This is a genomic window from Chromobacterium sp. Rain0013, from assembly GCF_015291765.1.
Classification (GTDB): domain Bacteria; phylum Pseudomonadota; class Gammaproteobacteria; order Burkholderiales; family Chromobacteriaceae; genus Chromobacterium; species Chromobacterium haemolyticum.
This window is the reverse complement of record NZ_CP031514.1, coordinates 3,121,398-3,144,304: the sequence shown is the minus strand read 5'-3', so window position 1 is coordinate 3,144,304 and position 22,907 is coordinate 3,121,398. Positions and strand designations below refer to the sequence as shown.

Annotated in this window: 22 protein-coding genes; 8 read left to right on the top strand and 14 right to left on the bottom strand. The window is 63.8% G+C overall.

Annotation, left to right across the window (positions count from 1 at the left end; translation table 11 throughout):
- Positions 1–104: 104 nt before the first annotated feature.
- Together DXT74_RS23050 and aac(6') are read left to right on the top strand one after the other, a co-directional pair.
- Positions 105–236, top strand: a complete 132-nt coding sequence (locus DXT74_RS23050; protein WP_254894676.1) for a hypothetical protein — start codon at positions 105–107, stop codon at positions 234–236.
- Between the two features lie 83 nt (positions 237–319).
- Positions 320–763, top strand: a complete 444-nt coding sequence (gene aac(6') / locus DXT74_RS14540; RefSeq protein WP_081555791.1) for an aminoglycoside 6'-N-acetyltransferase — start codon at positions 320–322, stop codon at positions 761–763.
- A gap of 127 nt (positions 764–890) precedes the next feature.
- Here aac(6') and acnB read toward each other — a convergent pair whose 3' ends face one another.
- The gene (acnB, locus tag DXT74_RS14535) at positions 891–3,476 is read right to left on the bottom strand and encodes a bifunctional aconitate hydratase 2/2-methylisocitrate dehydratase (RefSeq protein WP_081555792.1); all 2,586 of its coding nucleotides are present in this window, start codon (positions 3,474–3,476) and stop codon (positions 891–893) included.
- A gap of 217 nt (positions 3,477–3,693) precedes the next feature.
- Between acnB and gcvA the strand changes: the two genes are divergently transcribed.
- Positions 3,694–4,587 carry a transcriptional regulator GcvA gene (gene gcvA, locus DXT74_RS14530; protein WP_194426308.1) on the top strand — a complete coding sequence of 298 codons (894 nt, stop codon included), beginning with the start codon at positions 3,694–3,696 and terminating at the stop codon, positions 4,585–4,587.
- 34 nt (positions 4,588–4,621) lie between these two features.
- Here gcvA and DXT74_RS14525 read toward each other — a convergent pair whose 3' ends face one another.
- Complete coding sequence (locus tag DXT74_RS14525; RefSeq protein ID WP_194426307.1) at positions 4,622–5,395, bottom strand: ABC transporter substrate-binding protein; 774 nt, start codon at positions 5,393–5,395, stop codon at positions 4,622–4,624.
- A 199-nt stretch (positions 5,396–5,594) separates the two neighbouring features.
- Between DXT74_RS14525 and DXT74_RS14520 the strand changes: the two genes are divergently transcribed.
- Complete coding sequence (locus DXT74_RS14520; protein WP_019101924.1) at positions 5,595–6,602, top strand: class 1 fructose-bisphosphatase; 1,008 nt, start codon at positions 5,595–5,597, stop codon at positions 6,600–6,602.
- 64 nt (positions 6,603–6,666) lie between these two features.
- Here DXT74_RS14520 and DXT74_RS14515 read toward each other — a convergent pair whose 3' ends face one another.
- The gene (locus DXT74_RS14515; protein ID WP_231138186.1) at positions 6,667–7,098 is read right to left on the bottom strand and encodes an NADAR family protein; all 432 of its coding nucleotides are present in this window, start codon (positions 7,096–7,098) and stop codon (positions 6,667–6,669) included.
- A gap of 549 nt (positions 7,099–7,647) precedes the next feature.
- On the opposite strand from DXT74_RS14515, the gene DXT74_RS14510 reads away from it, so the two are divergent.
- Positions 7,648–7,884 carry a helix-turn-helix transcriptional regulator gene (locus tag DXT74_RS14510; protein ID WP_081555794.1) on the top strand — a complete coding sequence of 79 codons (237 nt, stop codon included), beginning with the start codon at positions 7,648–7,650 and terminating at the stop codon, positions 7,882–7,884.
- A gap of 17 nt (positions 7,885–7,901) precedes the next feature.
- Here DXT74_RS14510 and DXT74_RS14505 read toward each other — a convergent pair whose 3' ends face one another.
- Genes DXT74_RS14505 through DXT74_RS14490 form a run of 4 tightly spaced genes read right to left on the bottom strand, consistent with a single transcriptional unit; the run spans position 7,902 to position 11,410 of the window.
- On the bottom strand, positions 7,902–9,050 hold the full coding sequence (locus tag DXT74_RS14505; protein WP_081555795.1) for a betaine/proline/choline family ABC transporter ATP-binding protein: 1,149 nt from the start codon (positions 9,048–9,050) through the stop codon (positions 7,902–7,904).
- On the bottom strand, positions 9,050–9,709 hold the full coding sequence (locus tag DXT74_RS14500; RefSeq protein ID WP_019101919.1) for an ABC transporter permease: 660 nt from the start codon (positions 9,707–9,709) through the stop codon (positions 9,050–9,052). The genes DXT74_RS14505 and DXT74_RS14500 overlap by 1 nt, the downstream gene beginning before the upstream one ends.
- Before the next feature lie 10 nt (positions 9,710–9,719).
- Positions 9,720–10,640, bottom strand: coding sequence for a glycine betaine ABC transporter substrate-binding protein (locus DXT74_RS14495; protein ID WP_052051979.1), 921 nt, complete (start codon positions 10,638–10,640; stop codon positions 9,720–9,722).
- Positions 10,641–10,693: 53 nt separating this feature from the next.
- On the bottom strand, positions 10,694–11,410 hold the full coding sequence (locus DXT74_RS14490) for an ABC transporter permease (RefSeq protein ID WP_019101917.1): 717 nt from the start codon (positions 11,408–11,410) through the stop codon (positions 10,694–10,696).
- Between the two features lie 476 nt (positions 11,411–11,886).
- Here DXT74_RS14490 and DXT74_RS14485 point away from each other — a divergent pair, with 476 nt between their 5' ends.
- Positions 11,887–12,768, top strand: coding sequence for a LysR family transcriptional regulator (locus DXT74_RS14485; protein WP_231138185.1), 882 nt, complete (start codon positions 11,887–11,889; stop codon positions 12,766–12,768).
- A gap of 188 nt (positions 12,769–12,956) precedes the next feature.
- A complete protein-coding gene (gene fabG, locus DXT74_RS14480; protein WP_194426303.1) occupies positions 12,957–13,730 on the top strand; it encodes a 3-oxoacyl-ACP reductase FabG in 774 nt (257 codons plus the stop codon).
- Here fabG and DXT74_RS14475 read toward each other — a convergent pair.
- Genes DXT74_RS14475 through DXT74_RS14450 form a run of 6 tightly spaced genes read right to left on the bottom strand, consistent with a single transcriptional unit; the run spans position 13,727 to position 19,866 of the window.
- Entirely contained in the window at positions 13,727–14,158 is a 432-nt protein-coding gene (locus DXT74_RS14475) for a GNAT family N-acetyltransferase (protein WP_043590648.1), read from the bottom strand. The genes fabG and DXT74_RS14475 overlap by 4 nt on opposite strands.
- Entirely contained in the window at positions 14,155–15,075 is a 921-nt protein-coding gene (locus DXT74_RS14470; protein ID WP_043590646.1) for an EamA family transporter, read from the bottom strand. The genes DXT74_RS14475 and DXT74_RS14470 overlap by 4 nt, the downstream gene beginning before the upstream one ends.
- On the bottom strand, positions 15,072–16,349 hold the full coding sequence (locus tag DXT74_RS14465) for an aspartate aminotransferase family protein (protein WP_194426302.1): 1,278 nt from the start codon (positions 16,347–16,349) through the stop codon (positions 15,072–15,074). Before DXT74_RS14465 ends, DXT74_RS14470 begins: the two co-directional genes overlap by 4 nt.
- Positions 16,333–17,823 carry a hypothetical protein gene (locus tag DXT74_RS14460; protein WP_194426301.1) on the bottom strand — a complete coding sequence of 497 codons (1,491 nt, stop codon included), beginning with the start codon at positions 17,821–17,823 and terminating at the stop codon, positions 16,333–16,335. The genes DXT74_RS14465 and DXT74_RS14460 overlap by 17 nt, the downstream gene beginning before the upstream one ends.
- Before the next feature lie 42 nt (positions 17,824–17,865).
- Positions 17,866–18,867, bottom strand: a complete 1,002-nt coding sequence (locus DXT74_RS14455) for a hypothetical protein (protein WP_194426300.1) — start codon at positions 18,865–18,867, stop codon at positions 17,866–17,868.
- Between the two features lie 9 nt (positions 18,868–18,876).
- On the bottom strand, positions 18,877–19,866 hold the full coding sequence (locus DXT74_RS14450; RefSeq protein ID WP_114152946.1) for an iron-containing redox enzyme family protein: 990 nt from the start codon (positions 19,864–19,866) through the stop codon (positions 18,877–18,879).
- 591 nt (positions 19,867–20,457) lie between these two features.
- Here DXT74_RS14450 and DXT74_RS14445 point away from each other — a divergent pair.
- A complete protein-coding gene (locus DXT74_RS14445; protein ID WP_194426299.1) occupies positions 20,458–22,053 on the top strand; it encodes an ABC transporter substrate-binding protein in 1,596 nt (531 codons plus the stop codon).
- A gap of 52 nt (positions 22,054–22,105) precedes the next feature.
- On the opposite strand, the gene DXT74_RS14440 is transcribed toward DXT74_RS14445, so the two are convergent.
- Positions 22,106–22,579 carry a hypothetical protein gene (locus DXT74_RS14440; RefSeq protein WP_194426298.1) on the bottom strand — a complete coding sequence of 158 codons (474 nt, stop codon included), beginning with the start codon at positions 22,577–22,579 and terminating at the stop codon, positions 22,106–22,108.
- Positions 22,580–22,907: the final 328 nt, after the last annotated feature.

Below are 22,907 nucleotides of genomic sequence, written 5' to 3'. Positions count from 1 at the left end.
TGTCCTATCTGAGTATGGCGACCCGCGCCATAACGGTTTAGGGTACGGGCTCCATCCAAGCAATGAAAGGCTGAGACATGCAACAGTATCGAGTTGTGAGCAGCATGAGCCAAGAGTCCTTGGAAAACACCCAAGCCTTGCTCACCCTCTGCGAGCACTGCGCCAGCGATGTCGGCATCCTGGCCATCCATGGCGAAACAGATCAACCTTGCGAGCTCTGCGGCGAAGCCGATTGACACGCCGCCTTCGACCACACAGCGGGCCGGCCATGCCGGCCCTTTGTTTTTCCCGGCGCCTCCGCGCCGGCACAGGAATACCGATGCCGATTCAAAAACTGGACCGCGCCGCCCTGCCAGACTGGGTGGCGCTGCGCCAACAACTCTGGCCGCACCATGCCCCCACCAGCCACTACCAAGACGGCGAGGCCATTCTCGCGTCGGGCCATCTTGCCGCCTTCCTGGCGCGGGACGCCGCCGGCCAGGCCGTGGGCTTCGCCGATGCCGCGATCCGGCACGACTACGTCAATGGTTGCGCCAACAGCCCGGTCGCCTTCCTGGAAGGCATTTTCGTGTTGCCCGCCTGCCGGCGAAACGGCATCGCCCGACAATTGGTGACGGCGGTACAAGCTTGGGGCCTGGAGCACGACTGCATGGAACTAGCGTCCGACGCGCCGCTGGACAATCTCGCCTCACAAAGCATGCATGCCCGCTTGGGCTTCGAGGAGACGGAGAGAGTGGTGTTCTATCGAATGCCGCTGCGCTAAATCAGGCTTGCATCCAATAAAAATACCCCGCTTGCGCGGGGTATTCTTTTGGGGGTACGTCCAGGGGTATTCAATGATACGCTCCGGACGCCTCTCCAGGACTCAGACAATCAAATCATTGATTTGATTACACCTTCACGGTGTCCGCCAGCTCTTGGTAATCGGCGATCTCGTTGAAGTTCATGTAGCGGTAAACTTCGCTGGCCTTCTGATTGAGCACGCCGATGTCGGCCATGTATTCCTCCTTGGTCGGGATGCGGCCCAGACGGGAGCAGATCGCGGCCAGTTCGGCGGAACCCAGGTAAACATTGGAGTTCTTGCCCAGACGGTTGGGGAAGTTGCGAGTGGAGGTGGACATCACGGTGGCGCCCTCCTTCACCTGCGCCTGGTTGCCCATGCACAGCGAGCAGCCCGGCATTTCCATCCGCGCGCCAGCGGTGCCGAAGGTGCCGTAATGGCCTTCCGCGGTCAGCTGTTCGGCGTCCATCTTGGTTGGCGGCGCTACCCACAGTTTTACCGGGATGTCGCGCTTGCCTTCCAGCAGCTTGGAAGCGGCGCGGAAGTGACCGATATTGGTCATGCAAGAGCCGATGAACACTTCGTCGATCTTGGCGCCGGCCACGTCGGACAGGGTTTTCACGTCGTCCGGGTCGTTCGGGCAAGCCACGATGGGCTCGTGGATGTCGGCCAGGTCAATTTCAATCACCGCCGCGTATTCCGCGTCGGCGTCGCCCTTCAGCAACTGCGGGTTGGCGATCCAGGCTTCCATCGCCTTGATGCGGCGCTCCAGCGTGCGGGCGTCCTGATAGCCGTTGGCGATCATGGTCTTCATCAGGGTGATGTTGGAGGTCATGTATTCGATGATGGGCGCCTTGTCCAAGTGCACCGTGCAGCCGGCGGCGGAGCGCTCGGCGGAGGCGTCGGACAGCTCGAAGGCTTGCTCCACCTTCAACTCCGGCAGGCCTTCGATTTCCAGAATCCGGCCGGAGAAGACGTTTTTCTTACCGGCTTTGGCCACGGTCAGCAGGCCTTGCTTGATCGCGTACAGCGGGATGGCGTTGACCAGATCGCGCAGGGTCACGCCTGGCTGCATCTTGCCCTTGAAGCGCACCAGCACCGATTCAGGCATGTCCAGCGGCATCACGCCGGTGGCGGCGGCGAAGGCCACCAGGCCGGAGCCGGCCGGGAAGGAGATGCCGATCGGGAAACGGGTGTGGCTGTCGCCGCCGGTGCCCACGGTGTCCGGCAGCAGCAGTCGATTCAGCCAGCTGTGGATCACGCCGTCGCCCGGACGCAGCGACACGCCGCCGCGGGTGGAGATGAAGGCCGGCAGTTCTTTGTGCATCTTCACGTCCACCGGCTTGGGATAAGCGGCGGTGTGGCAGAAGGACTGCATCACCAGGTCGGCGGAGAAGCCCAGGCAGGCCAGGTCTTTCAGTTCGTCGCGGGTCATCGGGCCGGTGGTGTCCTGCGAGCCGACGGTCGTCATCTTCGGTTCGCAGTAAGTGCCCGGGCGCACGCCCTGGCCTTCCGGCAGGCCACAGGCGCGGCCAACCATTTTCTGAGCCAGGCTGAAGCCCTTGCCGGAATCAACCGGGGATTTGGGCAGACGGAACTCGGTGGACGCCGGCAGGCCCAGCGCTTCACGCGCCTTGCCCGTCAGGCCGCGGCCGATGATCAGGTTGATGCGGCCGCCGGCGCGCACTTCGTCCAGAATCACTTCGGACTTGAGCGCGAAGTCCGCGATCTTCTGACCGGCCTTCTCGATCTTGCCTTCATACGGGTAGATGTCGATGACGTCGCCCATCTCCATCTTGGACACGTCCACTTCGATCGGCAGCGCGCCGGAGTCTTCCTGGGTGTTGAAGAAGATGGGGGCGATCTTGCCGCCCAGGCACACGCCGCCGAAGCGTTTGTTCGGCACGTAGGGGATGTCTTCGCCCGTGCCCCAGATCACGCTGTTGGTGGCGGATTTGCGGCTGGAGCCGGTGCCCACCACGTCGCCTACGTAGGCAACCAGGTGGCCTTTTTTCTTCAGGTCCTCGATGAACTGCATCGGGCCGCGCTTGCCGTCTTCTTCCGGAGTGATGCCGGGACGGGCGTTTTTCAGCATGGCGAGATAATGCAGCGGGATGTCCGGGCGGCTCCAGGCGTCCGGCGCCGGGGACAAGTCGTCGGTATTGGTTTCGCCGGTGACCTTGAACACGGTGACAGTGATCTTCTCAGCCACCGCCGGGCGGCTGGTGAACCATTCGGCGTTGGCCCAGGACTCCACCACCTGCTTGGCGAAGGCGTTGCCCTTGTCCATTTTTTCCTTCACGTCGTGGAAGGCGTCGAACATCAGCAGGGTTTTCTTCAGGCCGTCCGCGGCGATCTGGGCCACGGCGGCGTCGTCCAGCAGGTCGATCAGCGGCTTGATGTTGTAGCCGCCCAGCATGGTGCCCAGCAACTGGGTGGCCAGCTCGCGGGAGATCAGCGGGGATTGGACGTCGCCCTCGGCCACGGCGGCCAGGAAGGAAGCCTTGACCTTGGCGGCGTCGTCCACGCCCGGCGGCACGCGATGGGTGATCAGTTCAACCAGGGTGCTTTCTTCGCCCTTGGGCGGATTTTTCAGCAGTTCCACCAGCGCTTCCACTTGCTTGGCGGACAGCGGCAGCGGCGGAATGCCCAGCGCGGCGCGCTCGGCCACGTGTTGACGGTAAGCTTCCAGCATGACTTTAGACCTTTATGGCTTGGGTTGTTGGCAGCGTCCCCGGCAAGGCCGGGACTCCGACGCTGCGGGACAATGGGGTAAGGCTATGGCTGCGGCCACCAAGGCCGCGCTGCAACACCCATTGGCGCGGCCTTGATTTCATGCCTGAAGATTACGCTGTTAGCCGTCCGCTTTCAAACGAGTTATCGCAACATAGATTGTGAGTTAAAATCACAGCATGAGCACTTACCCCCCTCTCAACACTCTGCGTATTTTTGAGGCAGCGGCCCGGCTGGAGAGCTTTTCCGCCGCCGCTGGCGAACTCTTCGTCACCCATGGGGCTGTGAGCAAGCAGATCAAGCAATTGGAGGATTGGCTGGGCGTGCCGCTGTTCGAGCGCAGCGGCGGCAGGGTCAAGCTGACCGACCCCGGCTGGCGCTATCTGGTGCAAGTGCAAGACGGCCTGGACCTGATCGCCAACGCCACTTCCCAACTGCTGCAAGCGGATAGCCGGCGCCGGGTCAGCATCAATTCCACGCCCACCTTCGCCATGTACTGGCTGCTGCCGCGGCTGAGCCGTTTTCGCGAGCAGTTTCCGGAACTGGAACTGCACCTGGCCACATCGGACCGCGACATCAGCCGGCTGGACAGCCCGTTCGACATCGCCATCCGCCGCGGCCCCGGCGATTGGCCCGGCCATATCGCCAAGCCCTTCCTGAAAGAATGGGAGCTTCCGCTGTGCAGCCCGGCGCTGCTGACCGCCGCGCCCATCGCCAGCCCGGCGGATCTGGCGCGCCACACCCTGCTCTACGCCGACACCCGCCCCACCGCCTGGCCGCGCTGGCTGACCTTGGCCGGAGTGCCGGGGCTGAAACCGGCCAGCGCCCTGCACTTCGATAGTTTCTCGCTGGCCTTGCAGGCGGCGATGGACGGCCTGGGGGTGGTGCTGGGCCCCATGCCAATGGCACAGGCGCAGATAGACGCGGGCGTGCTGCTGTCGCCGTTGCCGGCGCCGGTGGCCACGGTGCGCGATTACTGCTGGGTGGCGCCGCGCGCGGCGGCGGAGGATGCCGCCGTTGCCGCGTTCTGCCGCTGGCTGGAGAACGAGGCCACCCGCCCCGACGCAATCTGAACGCATGTTCAAAGCCGCGCGAGCATGAACGAGATCAACGCCCGGAACCAGGCTGCAGACCAATCAGTTTGACATCCATAGGCGCAACGTCGCGCGGCAGCCATTTGTTGTAGATGCGTTTAAAGCTCCCGTCTTTCTTGACGGCGCTGAACGCGGTCTGCCAGCGCTTCACCTCCGCCGCCGAGGTGCCGCGGGAAAACGCCAGATACAACTCCAGCGTTTCCAGCACTCGCACCACTTCCACCGCTTCCGGCGGCTGATGGATGTCTTTCAGTACCGATGCGACGACAAACCCGCCTTCCGACCACATATCGTAGCGGCCCACCAGCAGCTTCTGCGCGGTGATCTGCGGGGTAGGCGCCAGGTCCACCTCCACAAAACCGGCCGCAATCGCCGCGTCGGCGAAAATGCTGCCGCGGTAAGCGCCCACCGGCCGGTGATAGATGCCGTTGCCCAAGGCCAGCAAGCCGGCCGCTTCGCCCTTTCGCGCCAGCAACACGGTCTGAGAAATGGCGATGGGCCCCAACAGCGTCATCTGCTTCTCCCGTGTGTCGTTGCGCCCCACGGTGAACAGCATCACCCCCGGCGTAGTCAGCAACTCCTTATAGCCGCGCGCCCAGGGCACCACGTCGATGGCGCTGTTGTCGTGCATCCGCGCCTGGACTTCACGCACCACTTCCACCGCCATGCCGTCCGGCACGCCGTTGTGTTGGAAAGTGATGGGAGGCCAGTCTTCGGTGTAAATGGTGATCGCCCGCGCCTGCCATGCCGCCAGCAGCAATAGCAGCGCCAATAAACCCTTAGCCATGATCTTTCCCCGTACCGCGTGAACCCGATTTTATTCATAGCCGTTTCACGCGTCGCCTGCCGGCCATTTCCGCCCCCCGCCGCGCCGCCAGGGGCATGACGACCTCAAGACGCTTATCCGTTATAATAAGGCGGTCAAGCCGGCGCAGCCGGCATATCGAGCATTTGTTTCGCGCACCCACCCAAAGCTAAGGATTGCCATGAGCCGCATCACCCTCTCCCGCTTTTTGATCGAACAGCAACGCAAGGCCGGCACGCTGCCGCCCGAGCTGCGCCTGCTGATCGAAACCGTTGGCCGCGCCTGCAAGGCCATCAGCTATTCGGTAAACAAGGGCGCGCTGGCCGACGTGCTGGGCGAAGCCGGCACCGGCAACATACAGGGCGAGGCGCAGAAAAAGCTGGACGTGATCGCCAACGACTACCTGCTGGACGCCAATGAATGGGGCGGCAGCCTGGCGGCGATGGCCTCCGAGGAAATGGAGCTGCCTTACCACATCCCCGGCGAATACCCGAAGGGCGAGTACCTGTTGATGTTCGATCCGCTGGACGGCTCATCCAACATCGACGTCAACATCTCGGTGGGCACCATCTTCTCCATCCTGCGCTGCCCCCAGGGCATCGACCACGCCACCGAGAGCGCTTTCCTTCAGCCCGGCACTGAGCAAGTGGCCGCCGGCTACACCGTGTACGGCCCGCAAACTCTATTGGTGCTGACCTTCGGCAGCGGCGTCCACGGCTTCACGCTGGACCGCGAACAAGGCTCTTTCGTGCTGACTCACCCGGACATGAAAGTGCCGGAAAGCACCGGCGAATTCGCCATCAACATGTCCAATATGCGTCACTGGGACGCGCCGGTGAAACGCTATGTAGACGAACTGCTGGCCGGCAGCACCGGACCGCGCGGCCGCGATTTCAATATGCGCTGGGTGGCGTCCATGGTGGCCGAGGTGCATCGCATCCTGACCCGCGGCGGCATCTTCATGTACCCGCGCGACGCGCGCACCCCGGATCAGGCCGGCAAGCTGCGCCTGATGTACGAAGGCAACCCGATGGCCTTCGTGGTGGAACAGGCCGGCGGCGCGGCCACCAACGGCCATCAGCGCATCATGGACATCCAGCCGCAGAAGCTGCACGAGCGGGTGGCGGTGTTCCTGGGCTCCAAGGAAGAAGTGGAACGCGTCACCGCCTACCACGCCGAACAGCGGTAAGCGCGCGCCAAACAAAAACCCCCTGTCGAAACCGACAGGGGGTTTTTCTTGTTCGCCGCCGGCGCTAGCGCAAGCGCTCGCGCACTTCCATCAGCACAAAGCCCAGCAGATTGCTGCCGTCCCACATGTCCGGCAGACTGGCCTGCGGGTCGTCCTCGGCCCAGCCTATGCCCCAGACGCAGTCCACCGGGCTGGCCTCCACCAGAATGGCGTCGCCGGTGCCGCGCAGAAAGTCCCCCAGCGCCGGGTTTTGCACGAACTTGGCCAGATTGCCCCGCATCACCACCTCGCAGCTGCACTGCCGCCACAAGGCGCTGTCGAAGCCCCGCACTTGGCGTCCCAAGGCCTTGGCCTCGGCCGGCGTGGCCGCGGCCAGTATCCCGCTCCGAATCTCCCCGTCTTCGAACAAACGCGCTTTTTCCGCCATCATGTAATGCTCGGCGCTGGCATACCCCACTCCGTCAAGTTCAAAACCAGCGGGGAACCACTGACTCAAACAGCTCTTGCAAACACTGTGTTCATGTTTAGGTCTATGCCCCCAGAAAAACAGAAAATCCAGGGTTTCGCCGGCCGCAGCCCGCTTGCGCAACTCACTTACTGTCCGGATCGCCATGGTCCGCGTCCTCCACTTCCTGCGCGGCCATATGCCGCAAAAAATGCCAAGAGCCCCCTCTTTGTCCGCTGTCGCCGCGGCGCTGAACATCTGCATGGCCATCACTATAAGGAGCCGGAATCGGGTTAGACAAGCGCGGCGAGCAGCCGGCCCGCGCGTGAATCCACCGGTTTCCACTCAAACAGACAAAAACAATGATTAATTACCGCATGACGATGATTTGGCCGCATCCGCCCATATTCCGGGCGCAGTGGATATGCAACACCGCCTTACCAACATAGGACCGGCCACCCCGCTTGCCCATGGGTAAAACTACTCAGCGCAAGCGCAACCGTCCGCATTGCCATGAAGCGGCGTAGCGGAGTATGTTTTCCCCCATAAGCCTGATAAGCCGCTGTTGGAAAAGACATTACAAGCCCTGGGGAGACCGGCATGGCTATTGTGATCACGCTGGACATCATGCTGGCGCAACGCAAGATCAAATCCAAGGATCTGGCGCGGGCCATCGACATCACGCCGCATAATCTGTCGCTACTGAAACTGGGCAAAGTCAAAAGCCTGCGCCTGGATACGCTGGACGCGCTGTGCCGGCAGTTGGGCTGCCAGCCAGGCGATTTACTGACCCACGTGCGGGAAGCGGACCCGGCGGACGGAGAGCCGTCGGTCTGACTCTCCGCCCGCCCGCGTCAGCGGGCTGTCTGACGCGCGCCGCGCGCCGAGGTGCGGCCCGAATTCAAATAACCGGCAATGTAGTCTTGCGACACTTCGCCGTTATAGCGGCCGTCCCCGTCCAGCACCGGCATCCAGGTCAGGTTGTGCTCGTACAAGCGGGACAGCACCACGCGCAGGTTCTCGCCCGCCGCCGCGGTCACGCTCACCGGCTTGATCTTGTCCGCGCACACGCCGTCCGCGCCGCGCGCGTCGCGGCGACGGACAAAGCCCAGCGGCTGGCCGTCTTCGTCCACCACGGTCAAATGCATCAGGTCGTTGTCGTCCATCAGGGCGTAAGCGGCCGCCAGCGGCGTATCCAGACGCGCGGTCAGCGTTTCCTGCTGATCGGCCACTTCGCCGGCCTGCACCAGCAGCAGGCGCTTGAGCGTGCGGTCCTGGCCAACGAAGCTGGCGACGAAATCGTCCGCGGGACGCGCCAGAATCTCGTCGGAGCCGGCGCACTGCACCATGCGGCCCTGACGGAACACCGCGATGCGGTCTCCCAGCTTGATCGCTTCGTCGATATCGTGGCTGACCAGCATCACGGTCTTGCCCAACTGCCGCTGCATTTGCAGGAACTCGTTCTGGATCTGCTCACGGTTGATCGGGTCCACCGCGCCGAAGGGTTCGTCCATCAGCAAGACCGGCGCGTCGGCCGCCAGCGCGCGGATCACGCCGATGCGCTGTTGCTGGCCGCCGGACATCTCGCGCGGATAACGCTGCAGGAAGCGGTTGGGATCCAGGGCCACCATGCTCATCAGTTCGCGCGCGCGCTCGCGGCAGCGCTTCTTGTCCCAGCCCAGCATCCGCGGCACCACGGTGATGTTGTCCTCAATGGTCATATTGGGGAACAGGCCGATTTGCTGGATCACGTAGCCGATCTGGCGGCGCAGCGTCACGCTGTCGATGCCGGCGGTGTCCTCGCCGTTGATCAAGACCTTGCCGGACGTGGGTTCGATCAAGCGGTTGATCATTTTCATCGTGGTGGTCTTGCCGCAGCCGGACGGGCCCAACAACACGCAGATCTCGCCTTCCGGCACATGCAGATTGACATTGTCCACCGCCTGGAAGACCTGGCCGTTTTTCTGGGTAAATTGCTTGCAGAGGTTTTGCAGTTCAATCATCAACGAATTCCTTTCGGGGTCAGCGCGCGCTGAGCGCGCAGCAGCAACCAATCCATCGCGACGGCGAGCACGCTCACCGCCACCGCGCCGGCAATCAGCTTGCGAATGTCGCTCTGGCTGATGCCGTGCAATATCAGAGTGCCCAAGCCGCCGGCGCCGACGATGGCGGCTATCGCCATCACGCCGATGTTCAGCACCACCGCGGTGCGGATGCCGGCAAAGATCAGCGGCGTGGCCAGCGGCAGTTCCACCCAGCGCAAGCGCTGCCAGAAGGTCAGCCCCAGGCCGCGGCCGGCCTCGCGCACGCCGGGTTCAAGATGCGTCAGCGCGGTATGGGTGTTGCGCACGATGGGCAACAGGGAATACAGGAAGGCGGCGGTGATGGCCGGCACCGCGCCGATGCCCTGCCCGATCATGGAAAACAGCGGCACCATCAAGCCGAACAAGGCGATGGCCGGAATGGTCAGCACCACGGTGGCCAGGCCCAGCACCAGGCCGGCCAGCGCCTGGAAGCGCACGATCAGCACGCCCAAAGGCACGCCCAGCAGCACCGCCAGCCCAACGGCGATGCCCACCAGTCTCAGGTGCTGCTCGGCCAAAACCGCGATTTGCGGCAGGTTTTGCCAGATGAACTGGCAGGTTTGCAATAGGGTTTCCATGCGGCCTCCTTTAGATCAGGCCGCGCTGGCGCAGGAACTCGCTGGCGACTTCCTTCACCGGACGGTGTTCGATGTCCACCTTGGCGTTGAGCTCGGACATGGTGTCGTTGTCCAGCAACGCCGCCAGCTTGTTCAGTTCGTCGGCGAGGCCGGGGTTGCGCTCCAGCGTGTCGCGGCGCACCACCGGCGTGGCGGCGTAGGCCGGGAAATAACCCATGTCGTCCTGCAGCACCACCAGATCAAAGCCTTTTACGCGGCCGTCGGTGGTGTAGACCAGGCCGGCGTCGACGAAGCCGTCGCGGATGGCGTTGTACACCAGGCCCGGATCCATCTGACGGATTTGCGGACGGCTCAACTCCATGCCGTAGAGCTGCTGCATCGGCTTGAGGCCGTCAGGACGTCCGGCGAACTCCATGTCGAAACCCAACTGCCAGCGCTTGGAGCCGCCGTTGTTTTCATTGACCCGCCGCGCCAGATCGGACAGCGTGCGCACGCCCTCGGCCTCGGCGCGCTCGCGTTTCATCGCCAGCGCGTAGGTGTTGTTGAGCGGAGCCGGGTTCAGCCAGATCAACCCCAGGGGCTCGTCCAGCTTCTTGACCGTGGCGTAAGCCTCCTCGTTGCTCATTTTCTTCTGGATGCCGTGATGAATGATCAGGCCGGTGCCAGTGTAGTCCCACACCAGATCCAGTTGGCGGTTCTCCAGCGCGTTGCGCAGGATCACCGTCGCCAGGTCCGCCTTTTGCGTGACCTGGTAACCCTTGCTGCCCAGATACTGCGTGGTGATATCGGACAGCAGGTGCTGTTCGGTGAAGTTCTTGCTGCCCAACACCAGGCCGGCGGCAAAGGCCGGCGCGGCGCTCAGCAAGGCCGCCAGCGTCAGCGCGCGACGCGCCAGCTTGCGCCAGGGCGAGAAGAAAAGTGCTTGAGTCATAGATGTCCTCCGTGCGAGCGCCCGCCGGAACGGGCGACAGGGGGGTATTCGAATCAGGCCAAGCCGCGGGCGGCGGCCAGACGGCCCAGGCCGGCCAGCGTCATGTCCAGCGTCAGCGCGATCAGCGCGGTGCCGCCGGCGCCCAGCAGCAGCGCGGTATGGTTGTTCAGATAGATGCCGGGGAAGATCAGCTCACCGTAGCTGCTGGCGCCAATCAGGAAGGCCAGCGGCGCGGTGCCGACGTTCAAGGCCAGCGCCACCCGCACGCCGGTCAGTATCACCGGCAAGGCGTTGGGCAGTTCCACCCGCCACAACCGTTGACGCGGGGTCATGCCCAGCGCGTCGGCGGCTTCCAGCAGCGCCGGCTGCAGGCCGGCCAGGCCGGCGTAGGTGTTGCGCACAATGGGCAGCAATGACGCCAGGAACAGCGCCACGATGGCCGGCGCGTCGCCGATGCCGATCAGGGCCATCGCCAGCGCCAACACCGCCATGGGCGGCAACGTGTTGCCAATATTGAAAATCTGCATCCAGTGCTCGGCGCTGCCCCGCAGCCGCTGGCGGCTGAGCAACACGCCGCTGGGCAAGCCCACGGCCAGGGCCAGCGCCATGGAGACGCCCACCAGATAAAGATGTTGCCGGCCCAGGTAGATTAGATCTTCCCGGTACTCGGTCCATACGGCTGGGCTTACACCGTAAATCAATCCCGCCGCCGCTACGGCGACCAGGATCAGCCCGATCATGCTGCGCTTGCTAAACGCTCTTTTGTGCATCTGCGTCCTCCTTGGCGAAAGCAATGGCCGGCAAGGCCACGGCGATCCGCTGTAATGATCGCGACAACTAGAGAGCTGCCAGTAAATAGACATCCGGCGCGGGCCGGACATGAGGTGCGTTTAAACGCGAGGCTCGACGGCGCGAAACCGTCGATTTTGAGTGGCGCGGTGTGCGCCTGATGAAAAACCTAATAAGTTATAACACTGTTTGTATCGAACATGCAAATTTTCTAATGTTCACGACAACACTTAAAGAGAAAGGGCAAAGCATTGAAAAAGCAATCTTTCTTTTTGTTCACATCAAACAAAATAGATAATTTGGCCGCGCTCCTTCGCCCAGCCCTATAAGGTACGCGCGCGTTGGGGCCGCCCGCGCCGTCCCAACGGCCACTTGCCGCCGCCCGGCCCCGAAGCCAGAATGCGCTGTTTCGTCCGTTGCAACAATCACGGCAAAAAATATGGATCGATTGCATTTGATGACTGTATTCATCGCGGTGGCGGAAGCGGAAAGCTTCGCCGGCGCGGCGCGTAAACTGGGCATGTCGCCGCCGGCGGCTACGCGCGCGGTGGCGGCGTTGGAGGCGCGGCTGCAAGCCCGCCTGCTCAACCGCAGCACGCGGCATGTGCGCGTTACCGAGGCCGGCCAGCGCTATCTGGAAGACGCTCGCCGTGTGATCGCCGCGGCGGACGAGGCCGACGAAGCCGCCTCCGGCGGGAATGCGCCGCCGCGCGGCTTGCTGACCATCACCGCGCCGGCGCTGTTCGGCCTGCGCTACGTGATGCCTGGGATCAATGACTACCTGCTGCGCCATCCCGAGGTGACGGTGGACGCCTTGCTGCTGGACCGCGTGGTCAACCTTCTGGAAGAAGGCGTGGACGTGGCCGTCCGCATCGGCGATTTGCCGGACTCCAACCTGAACGCTCTGCGCGTAGGCCAAGTGCGGCGGGTGGTCTGCGCGGCGCCGGCCTATCTCGCTCAGCGCGGCGCGCCGCGCTCGCCGGCGGACTTGCAGCGGCACTCGCTGATCGCCTCTCGCGGCGTGGGCTCCAGCCACGAATGGCGTTTCAGCGACGGCGGCAAACCGCTGAGCGTGCGTCTCAAGCCCAGGCTCATCGTCAGCAACAACGAGGCGGCCATCGCCGCGGCGGTGGCGGGCCTGGGCCTTACCCGCCTGCTGTCTTACCAAGTGGCGCCGCAATTGGCCGCCGGCCAATTGCAACAGGTGCTGGCCGAATACGACGACGCCAGCCAGCCCATCCACATCCTGCATCAAGAAGGCAGACTGGCCTCGGCCAAAACCCGGACCTTCATCGACTTGATGGCGGAGCGGCTGCGCGGCCACCCCGAACTGCGCTAAGAGCCTGTTCAAAGCCTCGCGAGCAAGGGCGAGACAAGGCGAAAACGGCTGAGAAAGCGGAATGTACAAGTGGTACATCCGCATTTCGAAGCGGGTTTCAACACCGTATCGCCGACGCGCAGCAGATTGAAAACAGGTTCAAACAAACGCCATCGCCTCTCTTCTCACTCGTTCAAGGAGACCTACCCATGTTGACCCCGCTTAAGGACAAAACCGTACTCATCACCGGCGGCACCGCCGGCATCGGCCTGGGCCTGGCCCGGGCTTTCGCCCGCGCCGGCGCGCGCGTGGCCATCAGCGGCCGCAGCCGGGACAAGCTGGACGCCGCGCTGGCCCTCCTGCGCGCCGAAGGCCGGAACGCATCCGGCCATATCGCCGACGTGGGCCGCCCCGAGGATGTCGCCCGCCTGATGGCGGACACCGCGACGCAAAACGGCTTGGACGTGCTGTGCTGCAATGCGGGCGTGTTCCCGTCCGCGCCGCTGGAGAGCATGAGCGCGCAGGAGTGGGACCAGGTGCAGCACACCAATGTGCGCGGCAACTTCCTCTGCGTGCAGGCGGCGCTGCCCTATCTGCGTCAAGCTGAATACGGCCGCATTATCCTGACCTCCTCCATCACCGGCCCGGTCACCGGCTACGCCGGCTGGAGCCATTACGGCGCCAGCAAGGCGGCGCAACTGGGCTTCATGCGCAGCGCGGCGCTGGAGCTGGCGCGTGACGACATCACCATCAACGCGGTGCTGCCGGGCAATGTGCTGACCGAAGGTTTACGCGAGCTGGGCGAGGACTACCTGGACAAAATGGCCGCGGCGGTGCCGCTGCGGCGGCTGGGCAGCGTCGACGACATCGCCAACGCCGCGCTGTTCTTCGCCAGCAAGGAGGCGGGATTCATCACCGGCCAAACTCTGATCGTTGATGGAGGCCAGGTCTTGCCGGAGTCTCTGGACGCGCTGGCCGGCTAGCCCTGATAGACATCCGGCCGGTGCAGCTCCATATAGCGTTCCGGATGCTCCAACGCGGCGAAGCCGAACGGCCGGTACACCGGATGCGCGTTGGAAGTCACCAATACGATGCGCCGCAGCCTGGCCAAGGCCGGCTCGGCGGCGACGCATTGCATCAACTGCCGCGCATAACCCCGCCCGCGGCATTCCGGCACCACGAACACATCGCATAGATAACCGAAGGTGGCCAGATCGGTCACCACGCGGGCAAAGCCCACCTGCCGTCCGTCCAGATACGCGCCGAAGCACAGCGAGCCGGCAATCGCCTGCTCCACGGTGGCGCGAGGAATGCCCTTCGCCCAGGGGGCGTGATCATGCAGAAAAGCATGGATCAGCGCCACGTCCAGCCTGTGCTTGTCGGTGGAGATGTCCAGTTCCGGCTTTCTCATCGCGGCGCGGCTCCCTTGCTCAGGTGGACCCGCGCCAGCCATGCGCGCAAGACGCCCAGTTTGCCCGCGTAGGTGTTCAGCGCCAGCGCCGCCACGATCAAGGCCGACGCGACGATGCTGAGCGCGTCGTAGCGCTCGTTCAGGATCAAATAGCCGCCCAGCAGGCCGAACACCGGGCTGAGCAGCGAAAACGGCGCCACCAGCGTGGCCGGATACAGGCTAAGCAGTTTGCCCCAACTGCCCAGCGCGAACAGCGTGCCGATCAAGGCCAGGAACAACAGCGCCAGCGTGGCGGTCCAGCCGAAGCCGGCCAACGCGGCCCAAGCCGCCGCCGGGCCGCCCTCCAGCGCGAAGGACAGCAGCAGCAGAGGCAGCGGCGGCACCAGGCTCATCCATACGGTGAAGGCGAACATGTCCACCTTGCCGGCCCGCTTGAGCTCCACATTGCCCCAGGCGAAGCCGGCCGAGCCGATCAAGGCCAGCGCCAGCGGCAGCAAGGGCAAGGCGTCATGATAACGAGCGTAGCCCAATAGCAGCACGCCCAGCAGCGCCAGCGCCATCACCGCCTTTTGCAACCTGGATCGCGTCTCGCCCAGCAATAGGCTGGCCAGCAGCAAAGTGATGAACACCTGCAACTGGGCCAGCACCGACACGATGCCGGCCGGCATGCCCAGCTTGATGGCGGAGAACAGACAGGCGAACTGGATCACCCCCAGGCACAGCCCGGCGCGCAAATACCAGCGCCAGGGCAAGGACGGCCGCGAAAACCACCAGGCCCCGGCGGCGAACACCACCACGAAGCGCAAGGCCGCCAGCAAAAGCGGCGGGCACTCGGTCAAGCCTATCTTCACCACGATGAAGCTGAGGCCCCAGATGGCCGCCACCAGCACCGCCAGCAATACGTGTCCTATCTTCATGATGTCGTCGCCTCTTGCTCCAGCGCGGCGATCGCGCGCCGGCAAGCTTTCAGGAAAAAATCCAACTCCGTCTCCGCCACGTTCAGCGGCGGCAGCAAGCGCAACGCGGCGGCGTCGTGGGCCGCCGGCGCCGTCAGCGCCCCTTCTTGCAGCAATTGCAACCACAGCAGGCCGGCCGCGCCCTCGCCCAGCCGCTCTTGCGCCGCCGGGCCGGCGCGCAGCGCCAGCATCAACCCCACGCCCTCCAGCTCAAAGTCCTCCAGCCCGGCTCCGCGCCAGCGTCGCCGCAAAGCTTCGCCGCGCTCCCGCGCCCGCGCCGGCGCGTCCAATTGGCGCAGCAGGCTCAGCATGCGCAGTCCGCAGCACAACGCCAGCCGGTTGCCCCCAAAGGTGGAACCGTGGATCTTGGCGCAGCCGGGCCGGGCGAACACCGCCTGGTAAATATCTTCGCGAAACAACAGCGCCGACACCGGCAGCACGCCGCCGCTCAGGCCCTTGGCCGCAATCAGCATATCCGGCGCCGGCGCGCCCAGCGCCTGGTAAGCAAACCAGGCGCCGCAGCGGCCCAGGCCGGACAAGGCCTCGTCGTAAATCAGCCGCGCGCCATGGCGGCGGCACAGTTCAGCCAGCTCCAACAAGGCCTCGCCGCGCCAAGCGCGCGCCCCTGCGCTGCCCTGCACCGGCTCCAACAGCACCGCGGCCACGTCGCCGCGCGACAGCTCGGCCGCAGCCGCGGCCAGATCACCCCAGGGCAGCACCGCACAGTCCTCGCTCCTCGGCAGCCCCTGCCGCCAGAAATCGCTGCCCGCCAGGCTGGTGGCCTCCAGCGTAAGACCGTGGAAGCCGCCGTCGAAACTCAGCGCGCGCCGGCGGCCGCTGGCCATGCGCGCCAGCTTCAGCGCGCCCTCCGCCGCCTCGGCGCCGGTGCTGGCGAACAGGACCTTGCCGTCGGCGAAGCCTGCCAGCGCCAGCAGTTCCGCCGCCAGATCGCCGGCCAAGCCGGAAAACCCCAGCGGATGGAGATTGGGCGCGGGATCGAACAGGTCTTCGGCCAAGCCGGCCAGCAAGGCTTGCGGCCGATGGCCCAATACCGCCGCGCCGTAGCCGGCGACGAAGTCCAGCCAACGCCGGCCGTCCTCCAGCCGCAGCCAGCAGCCCTCTGCCTCCAGCGGCCGGGCGTCCAGCCCGCATTGCCGCAACACGTCCAGCCAAGCCGGGTTGACGCTGGCCGCGTAGGCCGTTTGCGTCGCCTCGCGCTCAGCCGGCGACGGCATAACTGTCCAGCGAGCAGACGGCCAGTTGCGACTGCGGGCCGTAAAAATCCGCCACCTGGTCCATCGCCCGCAGATTGAGCTCCAGCAGATACGCCAGATTGGCTAGCGCACGCTGCTGCGTCAGCGGCGACAAGGCGCTGATTTCGCGGAAGAACAACCGCGACAACGCCGCGTGGTTAAGCTCGACGTTGAGATCGTCGTGGCGCTTGGCCACGCGCTGGTAATCGGCGCGAAACTCCACCAGAGATTCCAGCCGCTCGTGTACCGGGTTGTCCACGCCCAGCATGCCCTCGGTCACCATGATGGAGCTCAGATAGCCGATGGGATCGTAGCGGCCCAGCACGGTGAAGGCGTCGACATAGGCCTGAAACAGCGGCAACGGCAACGCCTGATCCAGCCAGGCCGGCGGCACCCCCAACGCTTCGCAGGTGGCGCGCTCGTAGACCTCATGGCCCAACTCTTCCTGGAAGTAACGGTAAACGCGTTGCTTCAGCGGGCTGCGCAGCCGCTTGGTCATCAACGGCGCGATGATTTCGACGAAGCGCTGAGTGACATGGTATTGCTCGATGAACAAGCCTTGCACCAAGGGACCGAAGCCGGCGTCCTCGGCGTTCACCCGGCTTACGTAGCGCGATTCGCCCAGCTGAGCCAGGCCGTCCAGCGCAAACTGCTCGGCGCGACGCATGAAGTTGACGCCGCTGTCCACCGTGGACGCCGGCTCCCGGCTGAGCAGCCTACGCCGCGCCTGAGGCTTGGGCGCCAGCAGCAGCAAGTCCGCCAGGCACAGCAAATAGGCTTCCAGATGCGCCAGGCAGTAGAAGCCGTCGCTGGCGGGGTCTTCCTCCGCGCGAGCCTCCCGGCGGCTGAGCCCGACAAAGCCGGCGCCGTCGGCAAAGCCGTTGAGCACCCGCCGCCACAGCGTCAGCGCCTGCGGCAGGTTGTCGGCGAGATACAGCTTTTGCAGATAGAAGGTTTGCAGCGCGAAATTGTCACGCCACTCCGGCGCGCCCACATCGTCAATGCAAAAAGCGTCGGCCCGCGGCGCCGGCTCATCCAGCAAGCGCAGCATGCTCAGCACCACCGGCGCGTAAGCGCCGCGCGCGTCCGCGGCGGTGGCCGCCAACAACTTGTCTACGCAGCGCCGGATCAACTCGCTCCACTGCCTGCGCTGCCGCTCCAGCGCCGCCGGGTCCGCCGGCGCGTCCCGGATCAGCGACAAGGCGTCCAGTTGCTCCGCCAGCGACAGCTGCCAGGACGGCGCCGAACCGGCGTGGATGTCAAACCAAATCTCCGCGTCCGGATTGGCCATGGCCAGCACGCTGTCCAGCACCCGGCCGCCTTCCACTCCGGAAAACTGGATTTCGTACTCCTTGGCATCCGCCGCCAGCACCACGGTCTGGCCGTCGTCGGCCAGGTGAGCGCTGAACGGCACCAGATGCGGCGCGCGATAATGGGTGACTTGCCAGGCTTCCATCGCTCTCTCCTTGACTGCCGTCTCGGGGGCTACTGCGGGGGCTTACAAATACAGCCGCGGCATCAAGGCGTCCGGCCGGCTGTAGTAATCAACGATTTCCTCATCCTGCAACGCCATGGTTTCTATGGTCAGCACCAGGTTTTTCTCCACTACCAGCTGCTCCTCGCGGCTGATGGCGCTGATGTCCTGCAACAACTCTGCGGTGATGTCGTCGTGCCCCAGCGTGTCGTTAAGGTAGGCGTGGCGCAGCAGCGGCTCCCAAAAGCCCTTGTCCAGCCCGGCGCGCTCGCAGCAACGCACCAGCGCGCGGTTGAACTCGTCGCCGGGCATTTCGAACAGAAACAACACACTCTTGAACGACAACAAATGCTGACGCGCGAACACGCCCAGCGCCGCGCACAAGGCGAAGGTGGACGGCAGCGGCTGCAGGTGGTCCAGCCCTTCCACCTCCATATCCACGCTCGCCAGGCTTTCCGCCAGCATCTGGTCGTGATCCAGTTCCGACACCAGGAAGCGCTGGATGCTGCGCTGATTCTGCCGGCTGTCCGCGTGCGACAGCGCCGAAGCGATCAGGCCCGGCGCCGCGCGCACCAGATAGTAATACTCCAGCGCGTAGCCGATCAGCACATTGCGCGGCGCGCTGCCGTCGGACAACATGCCGTAAAGCCGGGAATGGCCGCGCTTGCGCATCGCCCGCTGCGCCAAGTTGCGCAGCCGGGTGTTGAATTCGCAGCCGGACAGCGCGTCGTCCGGCAATTCAAAGCTCGCCTCGGTCACCAGGCCCAGGCGGTCCAGCTCTTCCAGCAGACCGGGAATCGTCCCCGCCAGTTCGGGATGCGCGGCGCGCAACGCGGCCATGCTGGCCGGCGCGCGCTGCAGGTCGTCTAGCAAGGCCAGTAATTGCAGACGGCCTTCGTCGGCCACTTGCAAATCGCAGGACTGCTCGCGGTACAGCAAGGCCACGCCGCCGTCCTGCTGCTGGATTTCCACCCCAGGCCGCAGCGCCGGAAAGCGGAACAGGTCATGGGTGCTGGGTCCGTGCATATTGCCTCCTCAGTAGTGCTCGATGCGGCGCAGCAAGGTGTCGGCGTGCAGATAGTGCCGCCAGACCGCGCTGTAGAAAGCGTCGTAAAGTTCGACGAACAAATGGGTTTGCGCCAACAAGCGCCGTGCCGTTTCCTGATCCACCACCGGAATCTGCGCAAATATCTTGCGGGTCAGGCTGCCGTGCTCGCCCTTCAGATTGATGTCCGAGTGCGCCTTCACCGGGCGCAGAAACTCCGCGTCCACACCCAAACGGTAGGCGGCGTCCAGGAAGGAGTCCTGACGAATGTCCTTGCCTTCCAGAATGCCCAGCGTGGTGAAGAAGAACAGCGGATCGTTGTGCGACCAATACGCCAGCGCGTTGCACAGCGCCATGGTCTGCGGCAGGGGCACGGTGTGCGCCAGATCCTCGCGGCTGACGCCGATGCGGTTCAAGGCCTGCAACAGCAGCTCGTCGTGGCCGTATTCCTCGGCGAAGAAAGCGTTCATCGCCAGCCGCACCTGAGTATTGGGCACATAGGACAGCACCGGCGCGTCGAAATAGCTTTCGCGGAACAAAAAGTGATAGTTTTCAATCACCATGCCATGGAACACCCGCTCCGGGATGTCCCCCGGCTGGCTGGCGTTCTGGCAGTGGGTCCAGAATGGATTGCGGTACAGCGTTTGGTACAACAGGCGGTTGGACAGGTCCTCCACCTCCAGCAGCACCTCCAGCCCAGTCTTGCCGCGGGCCGGCGCCAGCGGGCGGATGACACCATAGTTTTCCAGGCTGACCAGCAGACGCCGCACTTCGTCGGCGGATTGACGCGGCAGAAGACGCTCCGCGTCCAACTGGCTGCAGCCCCCGGCCAGCCTAGCCATCAGCGCGCTGACCTCCTCCGCGTTGGCTAGGCCTGCGGAAATTTCCAACTCCTCGTCGCCGGCGGTCTTGACCACCAGCGGCGCCTGCGAAATGACCTCGCCGTTCAGGCAAAAACGGAGATCGGACGGATGGGACACGAGGACGTCTCCTCTGAAAGATAGGCGCGGCCGCCGGCAAGCCGGCGGCGCGGAATCCGGGTCGGTCAGGGCTTTACGCCTGAAACGGCAGCCCCGCGATACCCGATTACAAGTGAACCGGTACCAGGACCGGACGCGGATTGCGGGGTTTGACCACGACCACCGCTTCTTGCGTGCTGGCTTGCATTTGGCTCTCCTTGGCTTAAGAGAAAACAAAAACGCCCTTTTGCAGGCTCTCCTATCTTATGCCTGTCGCCGCACCGCAGAAACGGCAAAAAACTGACACAAATAACTGTTTTTAAATGAGGTTTTTAAAATAAAGCGACGCCATCGAAACGGCGCATTGCGAATGCGGACGCGCCCGCGCCGCAGCGCACGATTGACGCCGGGCGAACAATCTATATGCTGGCAAAGTCTTCCGCGCCCTCCTCGGCCGCCGTTCCCTGCGTTGAACTCCACCCAAACGCATGTCGGTTCGCCAAACGGCGGGAATTGGACAGATAAACAAATAGAAAGCCCTAAAGGGCCTGCCAAGCACTCTCGAAGAAGGCGCTCGCCGCCCTTCATCGCTCTGCAAATAGGGAAATAGAAATGAAAATGACCCAACCGAAACTGTTGGCCGCGGCCTGCTGCGCCGCTTTCGCCGTATCCGTTCAGGCCGCCGGCACCCTGGTTTACTGTTCCGAAGCCAGCCCGGACGGTTTCGATTCCGCCCAGTTCACCTCCGGCACCACCTTCGACGCCGCCGGCCACGCCATGTTCGACCGCCTGGTGGGCTTTGAAAAAGGCTCGACCAAGGCCATTCCCAGCCTGGCCACCTCGTGGAGCGCCTCGCCGGACGGCAAGATCTACACCTTCAAGCTGCGCCAGGGCGTGAAGTTCCACACCACCGACTATTTCAAGCCGACGCGCGACTTCAACGCCGACGACGTGGTGTTCACCTTCATGCGCATGTTCGACAAGAACCACCCCTTCCGCAAAGCCTACAACACGGAATTCCCTTACGCGGTGGACACCGGCCTGGCCAGCAACGTCAGCGCGGTGGAAAAAGTGGACGCGCAAACGGTGCGCTTCGTGCTGAAGGAGCCGGACGCCGACCTGGCGATCAAGATCGCCATGCCCTTCGCCTCCATCCTGTCCGCGGAATACGCCGACCAACTGCTCAAGGTCGGCCGCGCCGCCGACATCAACCAAAAGCCGGTGGGCACCGGCCCCTTCATCTTCAAGCGCTACCAGAAAGACGCGCAAATCCGCTACGCCGGCAACAAGGCGTACTGGGACAAGGGCGCGGTCAAGGTGGACAATCTGGTGTTCGCCATCGCCACCGATCCCTCGGTGCGCTACCAGAAGATGAAAGCCGGCGAGTGCCAGATCATGTCCTACCCGCGCCCCAGCGATCTGGCGGTGATGAAGACCGACCCCAAGCTGAAGATGCTGACCGCGCCCGGCTTCAATATTGGCTACCTCAGCTACAACATGGATAAGCCGCAGCTGAAAAAACGCGAGGTGCGTCAAGCGCTGGACATGGCGATCAACCGCCAGGCCATCATAGACGCGGTCTACCAGGGCCAAGGCCAGGCCGCCAGCAATCCCTTCCCGTCCTCGCTGTGGTCCTACAACAAGAGCCTGAAGAACGCGCTCTACAATGTGGCCGCCGCCAAGGCGCTACTGGCCAAGGCCGGTTACCCCAACGGCTTCGAGCTCAGCCTGTGGGCGATGCCGGTGCAACGGCCGTACAATCCCAACGCCAAGCTGATGGCGGAGATGATCCAGTCGGACTGGGCCAAGATAGGCGTGAAGGCCAAGATCGTGTCCTATGAATGGGGCGAATACCTGAAGCGGATGAAGCGCGGCGAGCACGATGCCGGCCTGATGGGCTGGACCGGCGATTACGCCAGCCCGGACAACTTCCTGGGCGTGCTGCTCAGTTGCGAGGCGGTGAACGGTTCCAACTACTCGCGCTACTGCGACAAAGAGTTCGACACGCTCGTGGTCAAGGCGCGCACCCTGAACGATCAGGCCGAACGCGCCAAGCTGTACTCGCAGGCGCAAACTATCTTCAAACGCGACCTGCCGTGGACCACCATCGCCCACTCCATCGTCAACCAGCCTATGCGCAAGGAAGTGATCGGCTTCAAGATCAGCCCGTTCGGCGACTATGAGTTTACCGGCGTAAGCGTGAAGTAAGCCCGCTCCAGGGCGCCGCCGGGCGGCGCCCTGAAACCCATCTAGGCCACGCTTACATGCCGGCCGCTGCCAACAACTCCGATAACGTCAAACCGCTCAACTGCATCATCGCGGCGATGATGGCGATCAATACCGCAAGCAGCGCCAGCGCGAACAAGAGGCCAATTCCGGCTGCCCGCCATTTGGAAAACACCAAGCCGCCGCTTGCGCCGTGCGCGGCCAGCGTCGTCTCAAAACGTTGCTTGGCCAGCATTTGCATGACCACCGTCTGCGCAACGGTAAAAACCATGCCAGGCACGCTGTCGGGCAAAACCAGGCTAAGCGCCAGCATCGCAAACAGCAGGCCGACACCCAAACCCCAGACCTTCTTCAACTGATCGCGCTGCCCCAGCATCTTGCAGTTTTCCGCCATCAGCCAAGCGCCTGCCAAGCTGGAGCCAATAAAAGTAGCAATCGCTACCGCCGCCGGACTATTCAATTTATATGTCGGCGCGGCGTGGTCAGCGGTGAAGTCAATATCCGTCATGTCTTTTCCCCTTAAAAAATGACGAGAATATTAACAGTTTCTTGGCTACGCCGTGGCGGCTCATGCAGGCAAGCAGAATTTGAACTTGGCACTCGACATGCGAACTCCACTGCGCGTCGAAGACAAGCACTTCCACGCCTTCAACCTGGAAAATCCACACAACCAGCAGCTTGATACTCCACCCTGCCTCAGTACCCTTTGTGTCGCGCAGCGCCCAATCACGCCGCGCAGGGTTTGGACGCTCAATCACACTTGATTACAGACTCGTTGTGTCCGCTTTGGCGCAACCACGTCTGCTGCCACGCTGTGTCCATTCGGATAGGCCGTG